This is a genomic window from Pelagibacterium sp. (assembly GCF_965249125.1).
In the GTDB taxonomy this organism is placed as follows: Bacteria; Pseudomonadota; Alphaproteobacteria; order Rhizobiales; family Devosiaceae; genus Pelagibacterium.
Map to the genome: position 1 here is coordinate 3439833 of NZ_OZ252217.1, position 17750 is coordinate 3457582.

Annotated in this window: 23 protein-coding genes; 9 read left to right on the plus strand and 14 right to left on the minus strand. The window is 60.5% G+C overall.

Annotated elements, in window-relative coordinates; genetic code table 11:
- Positions 1-140: 140 nt before the first annotated feature.
- A complete protein-coding gene (locus ACP148_RS16675) occupies positions 141-1142 on the plus strand; it encodes an adenosine kinase (protein WP_421951849.1) in 1002 nt (333 codons plus the stop codon).
- On the opposite strand, the gene coaA is transcribed toward ACP148_RS16675, so the two are convergent.
- The 7 genes from coaA to hisB all read right to left on the minus strand — a co-directional run bounded on the left by coaA (position 1139) and on the right by hisB (position 5730).
- Positions 1139-2083 (minus strand): type I pantothenate kinase, encoded by a 945-nt coding sequence (coaA, locus tag ACP148_RS16680; protein ID WP_421951848.1) that lies wholly within the window; start codon positions 2081-2083, stop codon positions 1139-1141. The two genes, ACP148_RS16675 and coaA, sit on opposite strands and share 4 nt — an antisense overlap.
- A gap of 2 nt (positions 2084-2085) precedes the next feature.
- Complete coding sequence (locus tag ACP148_RS16685) at positions 2086-2406, minus strand: phosphoribosyl-ATP diphosphatase (RefSeq protein ID WP_421951847.1); 321 nt, start codon at positions 2404-2406, stop codon at positions 2086-2088.
- Between the two features lie 70 nt (positions 2407-2476).
- Entirely contained in the window at positions 2477-3241 is a 765-nt protein-coding gene (gene hisF / locus ACP148_RS16690; RefSeq protein WP_421951846.1) for an imidazole glycerol phosphate synthase subunit HisF, read from the minus strand.
- A gap of 106 nt (positions 3242-3347) precedes the next feature.
- A complete protein-coding gene (gene hisA / locus ACP148_RS16695; RefSeq protein WP_421951845.1) occupies positions 3348-4082 on the minus strand; it encodes a 1-(5-phosphoribosyl)-5-[(5-phosphoribosylamino)methylideneamino]imidazole-4-carboxamide isomerase in 735 nt (244 codons plus the stop codon).
- The gene (gene hisH, locus ACP148_RS16700; RefSeq protein WP_421951844.1) at positions 4079-4729 is read right to left on the minus strand and encodes an imidazole glycerol phosphate synthase subunit HisH; all 651 of its coding nucleotides are present in this window, start codon (positions 4727-4729) and stop codon (positions 4079-4081) included. The genes hisA and hisH overlap by 4 nt, the downstream gene beginning before the upstream one ends.
- On the minus strand, positions 4726-5094 hold the full coding sequence (locus ACP148_RS16705) for a hypothetical protein (RefSeq protein ID WP_421951843.1): 369 nt from the start codon (positions 5092-5094) through the stop codon (positions 4726-4728). The genes hisH and ACP148_RS16705 overlap by 4 nt, the downstream gene beginning before the upstream one ends.
- A gap of 39 nt (positions 5095-5133) precedes the next feature.
- Entirely contained in the window at positions 5134-5730 is a 597-nt protein-coding gene (gene hisB / locus ACP148_RS16710) for an imidazoleglycerol-phosphate dehydratase HisB (protein WP_421951842.1), read from the minus strand.
- Positions 5731-5874: 144 nt separating this feature from the next.
- On the opposite strand from hisB, the gene hslV reads away from it, so the two are divergent.
- Genes hslV through hslU form a run of 3 tightly spaced genes read left to right on the plus strand, consistent with a single transcriptional unit; the run spans position 5875 to position 8215 of the window.
- Positions 5875-6402 (plus strand): ATP-dependent protease subunit HslV, encoded by a 528-nt coding sequence (gene hslV, locus ACP148_RS16715; protein WP_421951841.1) that lies wholly within the window; start codon positions 5875-5877, stop codon positions 6400-6402.
- The gene (locus tag ACP148_RS16720) at positions 6399-6905 is read left to right on the plus strand and encodes a GNAT family N-acetyltransferase (RefSeq protein ID WP_421951840.1); all 507 of its coding nucleotides are present in this window, start codon (positions 6399-6401) and stop codon (positions 6903-6905) included. Before hslV ends, ACP148_RS16720 begins: the two co-directional genes overlap by 4 nt.
- A complete protein-coding gene (hslU, locus tag ACP148_RS16725) occupies positions 6905-8215 on the plus strand; it encodes an ATP-dependent protease ATPase subunit HslU (protein WP_421951839.1) in 1311 nt (436 codons plus the stop codon). Before ACP148_RS16720 ends, hslU begins: the two co-directional genes overlap by 1 nt.
- Positions 8216-8317: 102 nt before the next feature.
- Here the strand turns inward: hslU and ACP148_RS16730 are convergent, their stop codons facing one another.
- The 3 genes from ACP148_RS16730 to ACP148_RS16740 are packed head-to-tail and all read right to left on the minus strand — an operon-like array spanning position 8318 to position 10038.
- Positions 8318-8689 (minus strand): helix-turn-helix domain-containing protein, encoded by a 372-nt coding sequence (locus ACP148_RS16730; RefSeq protein ID WP_421951838.1) that lies wholly within the window; start codon positions 8687-8689, stop codon positions 8318-8320.
- Entirely contained in the window at positions 8686-9297 is a 612-nt protein-coding gene (locus tag ACP148_RS16735; RefSeq protein ID WP_421951837.1) for a Smr/MutS family protein, read from the minus strand. Before ACP148_RS16735 ends, ACP148_RS16730 begins: the two co-directional genes overlap by 4 nt.
- 24 nt (positions 9298-9321) lie before the next feature.
- On the minus strand, positions 9322-10038 hold the full coding sequence (locus tag ACP148_RS16740) for a Tim44/TimA family putative adaptor protein (protein WP_421951836.1): 717 nt from the start codon (positions 10036-10038) through the stop codon (positions 9322-9324).
- Positions 10039-10267: 229 nt separating this feature from the next.
- On the opposite strand from ACP148_RS16740, the gene ACP148_RS16745 reads away from it, so the two are divergent.
- On the plus strand, positions 10268-10696 hold the full coding sequence (locus tag ACP148_RS16745; RefSeq protein WP_421951835.1) for an FxsA family protein: 429 nt from the start codon (positions 10268-10270) through the stop codon (positions 10694-10696).
- A gap of 122 nt (positions 10697-10818) precedes the next feature.
- Complete coding sequence (secB, locus tag ACP148_RS16750) at positions 10819-11349, plus strand: protein-export chaperone SecB (RefSeq protein ID WP_421951834.1); 531 nt, start codon at positions 10819-10821, stop codon at positions 11347-11349.
- Between the two features lie 80 nt (positions 11350-11429).
- Here the strand turns inward: secB and dnaQ are convergent, their stop codons facing one another.
- From dnaQ to ACP148_RS16770, 4 genes are read right to left on the minus strand one after another with little or no spacing between them, the layout of a single operon-like run.
- Positions 11430-12137, minus strand: a complete 708-nt coding sequence (dnaQ, locus tag ACP148_RS16755) for a DNA polymerase III subunit epsilon (RefSeq protein ID WP_421951877.1) — start codon at positions 12135-12137, stop codon at positions 11430-11432.
- 5 nt (positions 12138-12142) lie between these two features.
- Positions 12143-12736 (minus strand): dephospho-CoA kinase, encoded by a 594-nt coding sequence (coaE, locus tag ACP148_RS16760; protein ID WP_421951833.1) that lies wholly within the window; start codon positions 12734-12736, stop codon positions 12143-12145.
- A 22-nt stretch (positions 12737-12758) separates the two neighbouring features.
- The gene (locus ACP148_RS16765; RefSeq protein WP_421951832.1) at positions 12759-13586 is read right to left on the minus strand and encodes a shikimate dehydrogenase; all 828 of its coding nucleotides are present in this window, start codon (positions 13584-13586) and stop codon (positions 12759-12761) included.
- Positions 13583-14185 (minus strand): Maf family protein, encoded by a 603-nt coding sequence (locus ACP148_RS16770; RefSeq protein ID WP_421951831.1) that lies wholly within the window; start codon positions 14183-14185, stop codon positions 13583-13585. The genes ACP148_RS16765 and ACP148_RS16770 overlap by 4 nt, the downstream gene beginning before the upstream one ends.
- 469 nt (positions 14186-14654) lie before the next feature.
- Here ACP148_RS16770 and hemE point away from each other — a divergent pair, with 469 nt between their 5' ends.
- The 3 genes from hemE (at position 14655) to rho (ending at position 17667) form a co-directional block, all read left to right on the plus strand.
- Positions 14655-15683 carry a uroporphyrinogen decarboxylase gene (hemE, locus tag ACP148_RS16775; RefSeq protein WP_421951876.1) on the plus strand — a complete coding sequence of 343 codons (1029 nt, stop codon included), beginning with the start codon at positions 14655-14657 and terminating at the stop codon, positions 15681-15683.
- Between the two features lie 131 nt (positions 15684-15814).
- Entirely contained in the window at positions 15815-16243 is a 429-nt protein-coding gene (hemJ, locus tag ACP148_RS16780; protein ID WP_421951830.1) for a protoporphyrinogen oxidase HemJ, read from the plus strand.
- 158 nt (positions 16244-16401) lie between these two features.
- On the plus strand, positions 16402-17667 hold the full coding sequence (gene rho / locus ACP148_RS16785; RefSeq protein WP_421951829.1) for a transcription termination factor Rho: 1266 nt from the start codon (positions 16402-16404) through the stop codon (positions 17665-17667).
- Positions 17668-17750 lie beyond the last annotated feature (83 nt).

The following is a 17750-nucleotide window of genomic DNA, read 5'->3' on the forward strand; positions in this document are numbered from 1 at the left end:
ACTGAAGTCTTTCTGGGTCGCGCGCCCGAACCGCAAAACCGTTTCCACTTTTGCTGGACGCGCTCCAGAGCCCGGTTGCGCCCCCAGCCGCTATGCCGTAAGCGAAGGGCAGTATCCATGACAGTTTATACGGAGCGCCGATGACCACGCGGTTCGACGTCCTGACCATCGGCAATGCCATCGTCGATGTGATCGCCCCGATCGATGACACTTTCCTTGTCGATGAAGGCTTGCGCAAATCGATAATGCATCTTGTCGATGCGGATCGGTCCGCTGACCTTTACGCCAAGATGCCCACGGACAAGTCCATCATTCCCGGCGGCAGCTCGGCCAATACGGCGGCCGGCGTTTCCGCGCTCGGGGGCCGCGCCGCGTTCGTTGGCAAGGTGGCCGAGGACGAACTGGGCCTGATCTTCAGGGACGATTTCGACACCAAGGGCATCGGCTACGACACGGGCTATCTTTATGACGGCCCGGCAACGGCGCGCTCGATGATCCTGGTGACACCCGATGGCGAGCGCACCATGAACACCTATCTGGGCGCCTGCCAGCATCTGACCGAGAACGATATCGTCGAGGAAACCATCGGCGCTTCGGCCATCACCTATATGGAAGGCTATCTGTGGGATCCCCCGCAGGCCAAGAAGGCCTTCATCAAGGCCGCTCACTACGCCCACAAGAACGAGCGCGCCGCGGCGATCACCCTGTCGGACCCGTTCTGCGTCAACAGGTTCCGCAACGAGTTTCTCGATCTCATCAAGTCAAAGACCATGGATTATGTCTTTGCCAATATCGAGGAGGTCAAGGCGCTCTACGATACCGACGATCTCAACGTCGCTGTGCGTCAGCTGGCCGAGGATGCGGAAATCGCTGCGGTGACCATGGGCGCGCGCGGTGCGATGGCGATCAAGAATGGCGAGATCGTTTCGGTCCCGGCCTTTCCGGTCAGCGACGTCGTCGACGTCACCGGCGCGGGCGATCTTTTCGCCTCGGGATTTTTGCTGGCCACGGCGCGCGGGCAATCGATGGAAGAAGCGCTAAAGCTGGGCTGCCTTGCCGCCTCGGAAGTGATTTCACACTATGGCGCGCGCCCTGTGGCCGATCTCAAGGAGTTGGCCCGCGGCGAAGGGATCGCCGTTTAGACCTTGCGCAGGGCCACTTCATGGATTGAGTGGTCAGCGCCTTTCTTCAGGATCAGATCTGCCCGCCCGCGGGTGGGCAGAATGTTTTCGCGCAGATTGAGCAGGTTGATCGATTGCCAGATGGATTTGGCCGTCGAAATTGCCGTGAGCTCGGACAATTCGGCAAAGCGGCGGAAAAAGCTCTTGGGATCGCGGAACGCTGTCTGGCGCAATTTCATGAAGCGCTCGACATACCAGGCTTCGAGCAAATTCTCGTCGGCGTCGATATAGATCGAAAAATCGATGAAATCGGACGCAAAGGCGATCGGCTTGCCCGTCCTGGGCAGTTCGCCGGGCTGGAGAATGTTGAGCCCTTCGACAATCAGAATGTCGGGACTTTCAACGACGATCCGCTCATCGGGCACGATGTCGTAGACCAGATGGGAATAGGTCGGGGCGGCGACCCTGGGCTCACCCGACTTGATCGCCGCGAGAAATTCGACGAAGGCCGCCCGGTCATAGCTTTCGGGAAAACCCTTGCGCTGCATCAATCCGCGTTCTTCGAGCACCCTGTTGGGATAGAGGAACCCGTCGGTGGTGATCAGATCGACCTTGGGTGAACTGGGCCAGCGGCGCAGCAGGGCGCGCAGGATGCGGGCCGTTGTCGACTTGCCCACCGCCACCGACCCGGCAACGCCGATGATGAAGGGCACCTTGGCGCCGTTGTGACCGAGAAAGCGCGTCGAGGCATAGTGGATGCCCTGAATGGCTTCGACGTAAAACGAGAGCAGGCGGGTTAGCGGCAGATAGACGATTTCGGCTTCGGCAAGCGAGATCGGATCGTTGAGCGCCCGGAGGTGCTCGATATCCTCGGCATTGAGCGTCATCGGTTCGTCGGCACGCAGCCGCGCCCATTCGCCGATCGAAAAGCTCAGATAAGGCGTATAGGAACTCTTGGGCATTCTCAGTCCCTGGGCCGGGCGGCTTTTTCGGCCAGGCCCGATTGCGCCGTGCGCCGGTCAAGCTCGTCGGACACCTCAGAAAGCGCAACGCCTTGCGAGCGCAGCAAAACCAGCAGGTGATAGACGAGATCGGCGCTTTCCTTGACCAGCTCCCCGCGATCGCCGCTCATTGCCGCAATCACGGTTTCCACGGCTTCCTCGCCAAGCTTCTGGGCACATTTGGCTGTCCCCCTGGCAATCAGCTTGGCGGTATAGGATTGATCGGGCGAGGCTTTGGCCCGCTCGGCCAGACGCGCGTCGAGCGCTTCAATACTCAAAGTCATGGATGTGCCTCCGTCTCCGCGCCATCCGTCTAACCATTGCCGGGGGCAGGGTGCAAGCAATCAAAAAGGGTTAGTCGAGCCGCATGGGAATACCGGCCGCCGCCATATGCGCCTTGGCCTCGCCAATCGTGAAGGTGCCGAAGTGGAAGATCGAGGCGGCCAGCACAGCGGTGGCATGGCCTTTTTTTACGCCGTCGACAAGATGATCGAGCGTGCCGACACCGCCCGACGCGATCACCGGCACTTCGACGGCATCGGCGATGGCACGTGTCAACTCGAGATCGAAGCCGGACTTGGTGCCGTCGCGATCCATCGAGGTGACCAGCAATTCGCCGGCGCCACGTTCGACAGCACCGATCGCGAAGTCGACTGCGTTGAGCCCGGTCGGCTTGCGCCCGCCATGGGTGAAGATCTCCCAGGTTCCCGATTCGCCTCGTTTGGCGTCGACCGAGACGACGATGCACTGATTGCCGAATTTATCCGCCGCCCTCGCCACGAAATCGGGATCGTTGACCGCAGCGGAATTGATCGAAACCTTGTCGGCGCCGGACAGCAACAGCTTACGGATATCGTCATTGGACCGCACCCCGCCGCCCACGGTGACCGGCATGAAACAATGCTCGGCCGTGCGTGCCACGACGTCGAAAATTGTGTCACGGCCCTCGTGGCTGGCGGCGATATCGAGAAAGCACAGCTCGTCCGCTCCCGCTGCGTCATAGGCAATGGCCGCTTCGACGGGATCGCCGGCATCGACAAGATCGACGAAATTGACGCCCTTGACGACGCGGCCGTCCTTGACGTCGAGGCAGGGTATAATACGGGCCTTGAGGGTCATCGGACGCCCGCTCCTCTCTTAGGATTTGCTGTCCTCGCGGCTGCGCAGCTGCGGGCAAGCCGGCCATCCTTGACGTCGAGGCAGGGGATAATTCTTGCTTTGAGGGTCATCCCGCTTCGCCCTTGAGCATCGCCAGTGCTTCACGTGAATCAATACGTCCGTCGTAAAGCGCCCGGCCCGAAATCGCGCCTTCGAGGATTTTTGCGTCCGGTTCGGTCATACGGCGAATGTCCTCGATGCCCGCCAGACCGCCCGAGGCGATGACGGGAATGGAGGTGGCATTGGCCAGTTCCAGCGTCGAGGGCCAGTTGATGCCCTTCAAAACCCCATCGCGATCGATATCGGTATAGATGATCGCGGCCACCCCGGCTCCTTGGAAGCGCTGCGCCAGTTCGATGGCGGAGAGTTCGGAGGTTTCGGCCCAGCCTTCAACGGCCACCTTGCCGCCGCGCGCGTCGATGCCGACAGCGACCCGACCGGGAAACGCCTTGCAGGCGGCCTTGACCAGTTCGGGATCGCGCACGGCGATGGTGCCCAGGATCACCCGGGCCAGGCCCTTTTCGAGCCAGCTTTCGATATGGGCCAATGTGCGGATACCTCCACCGAGCTGTACGGGGAACTCCACAGCCTTGAGGATGGCGTCCACCGCAGCGCCGTTGACGCTTTCGCCGGCAAAGGCGCCGTTGAGATCGACGACGTGCAGATACTCAAATCCCTGATCTTCGAATGCCTTTGCCTGGGCGGCTGGATCGTCGTTAAAGACCGTCGCCTGCTCCATATCGCCAAGCTTTAGCCTGACGCACTGGCCGTCCTTGAGATCGATAGCGGGAAAAAGGATCATGGGCGCCATTTCAGAAAATTTGCGATCAGGGCCAGGCCAAGGGTCTGGCTCTTTTCGGGGTGGAACTGGGTGCCGAAAATATTGTCGCGACCGACGATCGCGGTGATCGGGCCGCCATAATCGGCGGTAGCGATCACCTCATCGGGGTTTTCGGCTTTCATGTGATAGGAGTGCACGAAATAGGCGTGCAGGCCGTCTTCGCCGGTCGCGATGCCGTCGAGCAGGGCATGGGGCCGCGAGACGCTGAGCGTGTTCCATCCCATATGCGGCACTTTGAGCGCGGGGTCGGCGGGTTCGATCTTTTCAATCGCTCCCGCGATCCAGCCCAGCCCTTTTGTCTCGATCTTTTCCCGCCCGACACTGGCCAGAAGCTGCATGCCGACGCAGACACCCAGAAAGGGCGTGCCGCCGGCGATCACCTTTTCGGTCAGGACTTGGTGCATTCCCGGAACCGCATCGAGGCCGGCCATGCAATCGGCAAAGGCGCCGACGCCGGGCAGGACGATCCGGTCGGCCTTGCGGACCTGTTCGGCATCGGAGGTGACGACGATTTCGGTCCCGGTTCCCTCGACGGCGCGGGCAAAAGCCTTTTGCGCCGATTTGAGATTGCCCGCGCCATAGTCGATGATTGCAACAGCCTGGCTCATGACCGCGATCCGTAATTTCGTTCCAGCCATATCCGCTCGGCGCTGGTTGTGCTGTTGGCCGCCAATTGGCCGCTCGGGATCCAGTTGCGGCCCTCCAGCGCGCGGCCGGCGATCGGGGAGGCCGCAAAGCCGGTCCACAGCGCAAAGCTCAGATAGAGCAGCGCCGAGACGTCGCCGCCGATGCGCGGCGCAAGCAACCAGAGCCCGCCCGCGACGATGATCCACAGCACGAGATAGGCAACAGCGCCGCGGGCGATTGCCCAGAGCGGGGCGAAGAGGAAGGCGGCCCAGCTGAATTTGTCGGGCAACACCCAAATGGCATCGGGGCCGTTTTCCGGCTTGGCGTAGATTGCATAGAGGGTCATCAGACCGGTCCGTAACGGGGCCTTGCCCCAGACTAAATCCTACAACACGCCCTTGGTCGAGGGCACCTGATCGGCGGCGCGGGGGTCGATTTCGACCGCCTGGCGCAACGCGCGCGCCAAAGCCTTGAACAGGCTTTCGGCGATATGGTGGTTGTTGTCGCCGTAATGGGTTTCGGCATGCAGGGTGATCCCCGTATTGATGGCGATGGCCTGGAAGAACTCACGCACCAGTTCGGTATCGAACTTACCGATCGTGGGCGCTGTGAACTGAACGCGCCAGACAAGGAACGGCCGGCCCGACACGTCGAGCGCTACCGTCGATTTGGTGCCGTCCATGACAAGATCGCACGACCCATAGCGCACAATGCCCTTCTTGTCGCCCAGCGCCTCTTTGATCGCCTGGCCGATGGCAATGCCCACATCCTCGACGGTGTGGTGATCGTCGATTTCCAGATCGCCCCTGGCGTGGATCGCCATGTCGATCAGGGAATGGCGCGAAAGCTGGTCGAGCATGTGATCGAAAAAGCCGACCCCGGTTTCGATCTGGCGCACGCCATTGCCGTCGAGATCGACGGCGACGGCGATCTCTGTTTCATTGGTCTTGCGATCGAGCTTTGCCTTGCGCATTGCATCCATCCCCTCGGGAAACTCGGGCCTTGCATTAACAGCTTGAGGGGCGGTGGGAAAGCCCGGTCTGGCGCCCTCGCATTGCATTTAGCCCAGCCAATCCTAAATAATGGCCAACACGCGTTTTAATGTAAGAAGCATTTCGGGTTTCAAATGACGACAATCGTTTCAGTACGCAAAGGCAATCAGGTCGTGGTGGCGGGGGACGGGCAGGTTTCGCTCGGCCAGACCGTCATGAAGCATTCGGCGCGGAAAGTGCGCCGGCTGGCGGGCGGCTCGGTGATTGCCGGATTTGCCGGCGCCACCGCCGACGCCTTCACCCTTTCCGAGCGGCTCGAAGCCAAGCTCGAGCAATATCCCGGCCAGCTGATGCGCGCCTGCGTGGAACTGGCCAAGGACTGGCGGACCGACCGCTATTTGCGCCGGCTCGAAGCGATGATGATCGTCGTCGACAAATCCGATTCGCTGATCCTGACCGGCACAGGCGATGTGCTGTCCCCCGAGGACGGAATTGCGGCGATCGGTTCAGGCGGCAATTATGCGCTTGCGGCGGCCCGCGCCCTGACCGACAGCGACAAGAGCGCCGAGGATATCGCCCGCCGGTCCATGGCCATTGCCGCCGACATCTGCGTTTACACAAATGCCGATGTGACCGTGGAAACCCTCGAGCTCGACTCTTGAGCTTTTCGATCCGCCAGATCGGACCTGACGAGGCCCAAGCCTATCGGACCATAAGGCTGATCGCGCTGGATGGCGACCCGGCATCGTTTGCCTCGGATGCCGAAACCGAACGGGCCCGGCCCCTCGACTGGTACGCTCAGGGGACAAGGGACGCCGCGATTTTCGTGGCGTTCGACAATGACGATCCGGTGGGAATGGCGGGCCTTTTCGTTTCCGACCGGCCCAAGACCAGCCATATCGGCACGATATTCGGGATCTATGTTCGTCCTGAATACAGGCGCAACGGGCTGGCGGTCGATCTCATGGATGCCGTCATCGCCCACGCCAGGACAGCGGTCCGGCAGGTCCATCTCGGCGTCGCCGTCGACAATTGCGCCGCCCTCAAACTCTATCATCGGCTCGGCTTTCAGACCTACGGCACCGAGCCGCGCGCCCTTCATGTCGATGGGCGCTTCATCGACGAGCACCTCATGGTGCGGTTTCTGGACAAAGAAGACAGATAATGACCGACAGAAGTTTTTCCCCCCGCGAGATCGTTTCCGAGCTCGACCGCTATATCGTCGGGCAGTCCGACGCCAAGCGCGCCGTGGCCATTGCGCTGCGCAACCGCTGGCGGCGCCAGCAACTGCCCGAGGATATCCGCCGCGAGGTAAGCCCCAAGAACATCCTGATGATCGGGCCGACCGGGGTGGGCAAGACCGAGATTTCCCGCCGCCTCGCCCGGCTGGCCCAGGCGCCCTTCGTCAAGGTCGAGGCCACCAAATTCACCGAAGTGGGCTATGTGGGGCGCGATGTCGAACAGATGATCCGCGATCTCGTCGAAGCCGGCATCGTGATTTTGAAGGATCGCAAGCGCGCCGAGGTCAAGGCCAAGGCCCATCTCAATGCCGAGGAGCGGGTGATCGACGCGCTGGTCGGCCATTCGGCGACGCCTTCGACGCGGGATGCGTTCAGAAAGAAACTGCGCGAGAACGAACTCGACGACAAGGAAATCGAGATCGAGGTTCCCGCCACTTCGGGCATGCCGATGTTCGACATTCCCGGCATGCCGGGGGCCGGTGCGGGGATGATCAATCTTTCCGACATGTTCGGCAAAGCCTTCGGCGGCAAGACCCAGAAGCGCAGCGTCAAGGTCAAGGATTCCTACGAAATCCTCATCAACCAGGAAGCCGATAAGCTGCTCGATCAGGACAAGATCAATCTCGAAGCGATCGAGCTTGTCGAAAACCACGGCATCGTCTTTATCGACGAGATCGACAAGGTTGCAGCCAAGGAAGGCGGGGTGACCGGCGGGCCGAGCCGCGAGGGCGTGCAGCGCGACCTGCTGCCGCTCATCGAAGGGACCACGGTTTCGACCAAATACGGGCCGGTCAACACAGACCATATCCTGTTTATCGCTTCAGGCGCCTTCCACGTTTCGAAACCGTCCGATCTTCTGCCCGAGCTTCAGGGCCGGTTGCCGATCCGGGTGGAATTGCGGGCATTGACGCGCGAGGATTTCATAAAAATCCTCTCGGACACCGAATATTCGCTGATCCGGCAATATGTGGCGCTCATGGGCACCGAAGGGGTGACGCTCGAATTTACCCCCGATGCCATAGAAGAAGTGGCCGATGTGGCTGTCTCGGTCAATTCGAGCGTCGAAAACATCGGCGCGCGGCGCCTGCAGACGGTGCTCGAAAAGCTGGTTGAGGACATCTCCTTTGAAGCCCCGGACAAGGCCGGAACCACGCTGACCATCGACGGCAATCGTGTCCGGGAAACCGTGGGCAAGATGGCCGGCGATACCGATCTGAGCCGCTATATTCTCTAGACCCTGCTTTGTCGCGCGTCCGAACCGCAAAAACCGTTTCCATCCCCGATCGGATCGAGGACATGCTTTTGCTGGACGCGCTCTGAACCACGCCCGGGGCGGTCACGGCTTTAGCTTAACCGCCCTGCGCATCACCTCGTCGCGCACCGCCTTTAAATCATCGGGCGTCAGGCGGGCGATTTCCCGGCCCAGCACATTGGTCAGCTCGGTCGCCTCGGGAGCCATGCCGGAGGTGTCGATGGTCATCTTGGGATCAGATATCTCGGCCAGGCGCTGGATTTCCTCGGCCTCGTCCCAGATCACGTTGAAATAGGCGATGATGCGCTGGACCATGAACCAGGTGGGTTTGCCGCGCTTGCCGTGTTCGAGCGCGGAGAGATAGGCGCTCGAAACATTTAGGGCTTTGGCCATGTCTTTGAGCGCAATTGAACGTTCGGCGCGCAGCTTGCGCAGTTTGGCTCCCAGCGGGGTCACATCTGCCTCCTGCGTTTGAGCCGGACATAGAGCGCGCCGCCACCGCCATGGCTCTGGTGGGCGGGGTCGATGCCCGCAACCATGGGGGCCAGGTCCGGAGCGTTGAGCCAGAGGGGTACCATCTCACGCAGCACGCCCTTTTGCTCGAGCTGAAGATAGCCGGTCTTTTTGATCCCCTTGCCCGTAATGACCAGCACCGTACGATCGCCCCGCGCCACGCGGGCGGGTATGAAGCGCTCGAGCGCCGCGCGCGCCTGGTCCTGGGTCATCCCGTGCAGATCGAGGGTTGCATCGATCGGTTCGTGGCCGCGCGCCAGACGCCGCTTGAGATTGGGCTCGATCGATTTTTCCGACGCGGGAATCTTTGAAGCGGCGATCATCGGCCGGGCAGATGGAAGCGGCGGACGCGCAAATCGGGGCGAAGTATCGCGAGGCTCGCCCGCATCGGGTTCCTCGCCAGCCTTTTCGAGCGCTTCAAGCAGAGCCTTGGGATCGGTGCTCTTGCGCCTTAGCAGCGGATCGATCGTGTTGCCCACCGCATTCCACAAGTGCCAGTCGCGCACCGGCCCGGACTTTTTCGGGCGGGGTCCGGGCGGTTTGCGCGCCATAACAGGTCGACCTTCGAGCAGCGCTTAGTCGAGATCGTTGGTCGCGACGAGCTTCCAGTTGGGATCGCGCGAGCGGGTGCTGCGCGTGAACGTCCACTCATCGGCGATTGCCACGACCTGACCCGGTGTCCCCTCGACGATTTCGCCTTCGCGATCCTTGGTGATCGAAACCACTTCGGCATCGATCCTGAGGGTGACGACAGCGTTGCGCTTGTCGAGCTCGGCTTCGACAAATTCGATGTTGGAAAGCCCCACAAAGGTGAAATCCACTGTGTGGCCGGCCGCTTCGCGCTCGGTGATCGCGGCATCGAAGCTGTCGTAGACATCCTTGTCGAGAAGCATTTTCAGGGACTTGCGATCACCCGAGGCGTAAGCCGAGACGATCATTTCATAAGCGGATTTGGCGCCTTCAAGAAATTGCTTGGGCGAGAAAGCGGGATCGGCAGCCACTATGGCGCGCAGACCGCTTTCGATCTCGGGCTTTCCGCCGCCCAGCTTTTCGATCTCGGCTTCAATCTTGCGCTGCAGGCGCTCGGCTTCCTCGGCATCCTGAGGATTGCGGCGCGGCATGGGAACCACTGTATCGTCATTGTCCGATTTGGTGCGCGAGATCGAGTCGTAGCGCACCGAGGGGGGACGCTCGTTGCCGGTGCGTGTGCCCAGAACCGAGCGCAGACGCAGGAGCACCACAATGGCCACCACGATGACGATAAGGGTGGGAAAGTCGAGAAATTCGCCCATGAGTGAAATTCTGGCTCCAAAATCAAAGGGTCATGTCCACCTCCCGATCCGCGACACGCAATGGTCGGCCGACAATCGGGGGCAGTTCGCAATCTGGTCGTAGTGACCTATATATATGCAAACGAGCCGTGCAAACCAGTTTGCAGTGGCATTATTGTGATCGAGGGTTATGACCGGCTCGCCGCGGTGCGCCGAGAAGCCCTCTCAAACAAGTAGGAGATCGCTCCACGTGGGACGTTTCATACTTTTTGGATTGTTGGCTCTGCCGTTTCTCGAAATCGCCGGATTCATCTGGGTCGGCGGGCAGATCGGTATCCTTTCGACCCTGGCTGCCATCATCCTGACGGCCCTCGCCGGTGTCTTCATCGTGCGCTGGCAGGGGCTGGGCATGGTGCTCGACAGCCGGGCCATGATGGCGCGGGGAGAGATGCCTCAGCGCCAGTTCGCCGAAATGATGATGATCGCGGCAGCTGGGCTGTTTCTCCTGATTCCGGGATTCATCACCGACGCCATCGGCTTTGCGTTGCTCATTCCGCCCGTGCGGCACTGGGTCTACGGGCAGATGAGTCGCAATATGGTGGTTGTCACGACCTATCGGCCCTCACAGCCCGGACCTGCCTACAAATCCATCGATCTCGACGACAACGACTATCGCTAGCCTATTTTGCCCCGGCCTCCGCCAAACCTTGTGAGCGGAACGCAAAAGTGGTAGCCAGACGCACCGAATTCGCGGCCCTGACAGGCCGCTCTGGCGAACCAGACACAGGGACATATTGGCCAATGGCTGAAGATAACACAAACAACGACCCGACTGCGACTGGCACAGAAGGTACGGCGCCCGCCTTTGGCATCGTGGGACAGTATGTGCGCGATCTGAGCTTTGAAAACCCCAACGCACCGGCCTCGCTGGTGCCGGGCCAGGTCAATCCCGGCTCGAACGTCAACATCAATGTCCAGGTTAAAAAACAGGCCGATGACGTCTATGCGGTCGAAATCGGCCTCAACGTCAAGACCGAACGCGAGGGCACCGTGCTCTATGCGGTCGAGTTGGTCTATGGCGGACTTTTCCGCACCCGCAACATTCCGGAGAACCAGCTCGGCGCTCTTTTGATGGTCGAGGCGCCGCGATTGATCTTCCCCTTTGCCCGTCAGGTGCTGGCATCGACGATCCAGGCCGGCGGCTTTCCGCCGCTGCTGCTCGAACCCGTCGATTTTCTGGCGCTCTACCGCCGCAACCTCGCCGCTGCCGCCGAAAAGAACAGGACCGAAGGCACCGCGGATGCGACCGAGGTCAAGCCGACGGTCAATTGATTCGACCGGCAACACCCTCAATGCAAAAAGCCCCGGTTCGCCGGGGCTTTTTTCTGGCGGGTCGGCCGAAACGGTTGGCTCTATTCGACCTCGATTTCCAGCGTCTGGTATTTGAGCCACACGGCGCTTTCGCCCATCTGGCCTATGAAGGCCGCATGAGCCCGCCGTTCTTCCAGCGTCAGCCGCACGGGCAGGGGTGCCGGTCTCTGGCGGGCGGGTGGGCGGCTGCCGCTGCCCCGCGTGGCGCTCTCGGCATCGGCGGAGAGGGCGAGCGCCACCTGCCGGCCCCCGATCAATTCAAGATAGACTTCAGCGAGGATTTCGCTGTCGAGCAGGGCGCCGTGCAAAGTGCGCCGGGAATTGTCTATGCCATAATGCTTGCACAGCGCATCGAGGCTGACGCGGGCGCCGGGGTGGATCTTGCGGGCCAGCATGACGGTATCGATGACATCGTTTGCGAGGCGGGGACGCCCCGCCCTTTCCAGCTCGGCGTTCAGGAACCCCATGTCGAAGGGCGCGTTGTGAATTATCAGCGTATCGTCGCCGACGAACTCGACGAAATCGTGCGCCACTTCAGCGAATTTGGGCTTGTCGCGCAAAAACTCGTCTGAAAGACCATGCACCCGGAATGCCTCTTCGGGCATGTCGCGTTCGGGATTTGTATAGACGTGGTAATGGCGGCCGGTGGGGACGTGATTGATCAGCTCGACGCAGCCGATTTCCACGAGCCTGTCGCCATTTGCCGCCGACAGGCCGGTGGTTTCGGTGTCGAGGACGATTTCGCGCAGAAGGCTCATGGGCTTGCCTCCGAACGCAGCGCTTCGAGAACGGCGTCGGTGCGGGCGAGGGTATCGTCCATGGTCCCCGAGGTGTCGATGGCATAGTCGGCGCGCGCCCGCTTTTCGTCCTGGGTCAATTGCCGGGACAAAATGAGATCGAGTTTTTCCATGCTCATGCCCGGGCGGGCCAGAACCCGCTGACGCTGGATTTCAGGATCGCAATGGGTGACCACGACCCTGTCGATTGAATATTTGGCGCCGGTTTCAAGAAACAGCGGGATCTCCATGATGGCAAAGGCGTGTCCTTCCGCCTCCGCCTTGTCCATGAAATCGAGTGCTTTTTCACGTACGAGCGGATGAATGACCTCTTCGAGCTCTGAAATCCTGTCCGGTTCCGCCGCGATGGCGCCGCTGAGCGCCATGCGATCCACCTTGCCGTCGTGAACCGTGCCGGGAAACAGCGTCTCGACCAGCGCCGCCGCCTGGCCGGCATAGAGTTCGTGCACGGCTTGGTCGGCCGAATAGGTGGGAAAGCCCCGTTCGGCAAAACGGGCAAGCACAGTCGATTTCCCCGTGGCGATGGAACCGGTGAGCACAACGCGCAGCATATTTCCCCCGAAAACTTCTCTCTTACTGCCCGAGTGCGGCCAGAACGCGGTTTCTGAGCGTTTCAGTTACGGTCGGTGCAACGCCGAACCACGCCTCAAATCCCGGAACAGCCTGATGGAGCAACATACCCAGCCCGTCGACGCTGGCAAACCCTTCGTGCCGGGCGTGGGCCAAAAGAGGGGTAATGAGCGGTGTATAAACGATATCGGTGACCACGGCGTCCGGCGCGAGCCCAGCCAGATCGAGACCGTCAAAGCGCGTGCCCTTCATGCCAACGGCGCTGGTGTTGACGACAAGGCCGGCGCCCTTGATCCGCGCCGTGATGTCCGACAGTGGTCCGGGCACGATGGCGGAACCGAATTGAGCCGCAAGCGCCTCGGCCCGATCCAATGTCCGGTTGACGAGGTCGATGCGCCCCACGCCGCGGTCGACAAGGCCGGCCAGGATGGCCCGCGACGCGCCGCCGGCGCCGATGACCACCGCCGATCCCGGTGCTTTGTCCCAGCCCGGTGCCCCGGCGTCGAGATTGGCGAGGAACCCTGCATAATCGGTATTGGTGCCCCAGATCTTGCCATTGTCGACCACCAGCGTATTGACCGCGCCGATCCGCGTGGCCAGGGGATCGACGTCATCGATCAGGCCCATCACGGCTTCCTTGTGCGGAATTGTGACGTTCCCGCCGGCAAATTCTCCGTCGCGCAGACGGGAAATAAAGCCGGGCAGATCGTCGGGCGCAATTTCGATGGCCTCATAGCTCGCGTTTAGACCGTGCTCGGCGATCCAGCTCTGATGGATCAGCGGCGATTTGGAGTGGGCGATCGGGTGACCGATGACGAAAGCTTTTTTCATGATCCGGGCTCGAAAATGTGTGGCGCATGCTGCTCGAGCGCCGCGAGAAGAGGCAGGAGGGGCAGGCCCAGGATGGTGAAGTAATCACCCTCGATCCGCTCGAAGAGGCGAATGGAGGGCCCTTCGAGCCGGTAGGCGGCAACCGAATCAAGGATCGCCTCGCCTTCACGATCGAGCACGCGATCCAGCGTCTTGCGGTCAAAGGGCTTGAAGGTCAGGACGGCGGTTTCAACGGTGCTCCAGACAATGCTCCCTTGCCGGGCCAGCGCAACGCCGGAATGGAGCTGGTGGGACTTTCCCGCCATGGCCATCAGCCGCCGGGCGGCGTCATCACGATCGCGCGGCTTGTGGAGCCCCTGGCCCTCGAAGGCAATCGTCTGGTCGGCGCCGATCACAAGTGCCGCCGGTGTCATAGCGCTGACGGCAAGCGCCTTGGTCTCGGCCAGAAGGCGCGCGAGGCCGGCGCGATTCTCTCCCCGGGTCAAGGCCGCCTGTTCGATTTCGCGCTCATCGATCCCCGCGCTCGCAACCGAAAACCGCAAGCCCGCGTTCTCAAGCAGGCTTTTCCGCGTTGCGCTTTTCGAGGCAAGGATCAGCATGACCGGGCTTTGTCGGTTGATGGGCGGACGAGTTTTTCCACATGCGCACCCACAGTTAAAGCCTATTTCGGGCCGGTGCCGCCAAAGGGCGAAGTTTTCCCCAAAGCCCGATATTGGGTTAACAGTTGGTGAATTGGGGACGCCATTGCGGGCCTGGGGACAAGAGCGGGGAAAACGGCTGTTCCCGCTAGCGGCTCACCGTTAATCTTTCATTAAGGATTTGCACAGGGAAGGTCTTAACGAAACGTTAACGACGCCGGCCCTCGCTCGACTTTCATCCCCGTTTTTCCGACAGCGCCTTGAGCCATTCCGCCGCGCGAAACTGACGCAAGCCGATTTGGAGTGGTGCGGTTGTGGGCATCAAACAATTGGTGCAAAACACAGCTATAAAGAAGAAGAAGAAGACTCTTAAAGATAGATTCCCCTAAAGACCGAAGAGCGCTCCCAATTGCATTCTCCCTCACCCACAATTCCGAGCGGAAAGCCGCTTCTCGATGCAGCTTTGGGCATCAGGCAGGCCCGGCCCCCGGTATGGATCATGCGCCAGGCGGGTCGCTATCTTCCCGAATATCGTGAAGTGCGGCAAAAGGCGGGGAGCTTTCTTGATCTTTGCTACGCTCCGGCTCTTGCGACCGAAGTCACCCTGCAACCATTGCGCCGGTTCGATCTCGATGCCGCGATCCTTTTTTCCGACATTTTGGTCATTCCCCACGCGCTGGGCCAGGACGTGCGTTTTGCGCAGGGCGAAGGACCCGTACTTGAGCCAATCGATGAAACCACGCTTTCCACGCTCAAGCCGGAAAAGGCTCTGGACAATCTTAGAAATGTCCTGGAGGCAATCGACCGGATCAAGCTGGCGTTGAGCGAGAACAAGACGCTGATCGGGTTCTGTGGCGCGCCTTGGACAGTTGCCACCTATATGATCGGCGGGCGCGGCTCGCCGGACCAGGCGGCTGCCCGCCTTTTTGCGCTCAATCATCCTGCCGCCTTTGCCGCGCTGATCGATATTCTTGTCGAGGTCTCGGCCCAATATCTTATCGCCCAGTTTCGCGCCGGTGCGGACATGGTCCAGATCTTTGAAAGCTGGGCGCTCAATCTCGACGAAGAGGCGTTCCGCACTCACGTGATCGAACCCAATCGTCGAATCGTCGAAAGGGTCCGCAGTTTCGTGCCCGACGCTCCGATCACCGGATTTCCGCGTGGCGCGGCGGGCATGCTGGCCGAATATGCAGAGAAAACGGGGGTGAGTGTCCTCGGGCTCGATTTTGCAACGCCCCTGGCTTTCGCGTCATCGAACCTGCCCAGGACGCTGCCCGTTCAGGGCAATCTTGATCCGTTGCGGCTGGTGGCGGGGGGCGCGCAGATGGAACGCCGCGCCGAAGCGATCATCGAAGCGTTTTCCGATCGCCCGCATATCTTCAATCTCGGGCACGGCATTGTGCCGCAAACCCCGATCGCGCACGTCTCGCGCCTTGTCGATGTCGTACATGGGCGCTAAGCAGGGCTAGAGCGTGTCCAGCAAAAGTGGAAACGGTTTTGCGGTTCGGACACGCGACAAAACAAAGGTTTAGAGCCGAGGATTTTATTCAATCAAATCCTGAATGGCTCTAAGGATCAGGGGAGGGTACGATGCTGGAATGGGTCAAGGCGCTGCATGTGATTTCGGTCATCGCCTGGATGGCGGGAATGCTCTATCTGCCGCGGCTTTTCGTCTATCATGCCGATGCCGAGATCGGTTCGGTCCAGTCCGAAACCTTCAAAGTCATGGAACGGCGCCTCTATCGGGCGATTACGACGCCTGCGATGGTCGCTACCTGGCTGTTTGGGCTGTGGATGATCCATCTTTACGGCATGGGCCTGTTCGCGATGGGCTGGATCTGGGTCAAGCTGGGCTTCGTTGTCGCGCTTTCGGGCTTTCACGGTTTCCTGGGACGGACCCTCAAGGCGTTTGCGAAAGACGAAAACAAGCGCGAGGCGAAATTTTATCGCGCCATCAACGAAGTACCGACGGTGATCATGATCGTCATCGTCATCATGGTGATCGTAAAGCCGTTCTAGCCCTTTGGGCTCGGGTTGTGCTTGCATTGGCGGCATCGAATGGTTTATGAGGAGCGGGCAACTCACCCGTTCGCGGTGAGATGGGTGGCAAACGCTCCGCCCCGCTTCTCCCTCCTTTTTTAAGTTTATCCCGACCATCCCCCCTAAGAAGGCTGATCATGGAATTCATGAAGCTCAGGGACCTCAAGGCCAAGTCACCGGCCGAGTTGCAGTCCTTTGCCGAAGAGCTCGACGTCGAAAATGCCAATACACTGCGCAAGCAGGAATTGATGTTCGCCATTCTCAAGCAATTGGCGACCCGCGATGTGGAAATAACCGGCGAAGGCGTTGTCGAGGTCCTGCCCGATGGTTTCGGTTTCCTGCGCTCTCCCGATGCAAACTATCTGCCCGGTCCCGACGACATTTATGTCAGCCCGTCCCAGATCCGACGTTTCGGGCTGCGCACCGGAGACACCGTCGAGGGCCAGATCCGCTCTCCCAAGGAAGGCGAGCGCTATTTCGCGCTTTTGAAGGTCAACACCATCAATTTCGAGGATCCCGAACGGGTCCGTCACAAGATCAATTTCGATAACCTCACCCCGCTCTATCCCGACGAGCGGTTGAACATGGAACTTGCCGATCCCACCACCAAGGATCGCTCGGCCCGGGTCATCGATCTGGTCGCCCCGCTCGGCAAGGGCCAGCGCGCCCTGATCGTTGCGCCACCCCGTACCGGCAAGACCGTATTGTTGCAAAATATTGCACAATCGATCGCCACTAATCATCCCGAATGCTATCTGATCGTGCTTCTGATCGACGAACGTCCTGAAGAAGTCACCGACATGCAGCGCTCGGTGAAGGGCGAAGTCATTTCCTCGACCTTTGACGAGCCGGCCTCGCGCCACGTGCAAGTGGCTGAAATGGTTATCGAAAAGGCCAAGCGTCTCGTTGAGCACAAGCGTGACGTCGTAATCCTTCTCGATTCGATCACCCGCCTGGGCCGCGCCTACAACACGGTCGTTCCCTCCTCGGGCAAAGTGCTGACCGGCGGTGTCGACGCCAATGCCCTGCAGCGCCCCAAGCGCTTTTTCGGCGCGGCGCGCAACATCGAGGATGGCGGTTCGCTGACCATCATTTCGACGGCGCTGATCGACACAGGCAGCCGCATGGACGAAGTGATCTTTGAAGAATTCAAGGGCACCGGCAATTCGGAAATCGTGCTCGACCGCAAGGTTTCCGACAAGCGCGTCTTCCCGGCCATCGATGTCACCAAGTCGGGCACCCGCAAGGAAGAACTGCTCGTCGAACCCGACATCCTGCGCAAGATGTATGTGCTGCGGCGGATCCTCAATCCCATGGGCACTGTCGATGCCATGGAATTCCTGCTCGACAAGCTGCGCCAGACCAAGACCAATTCGGAATTCTTCGATTCGATGAATACCTAGAGCGCTTCCAGGATAAGTCGCTACCACTTATCCGGTTCGGAAGCGCGATAAAACAAAGACTTAGAGCAATTGAAGCGATTCAA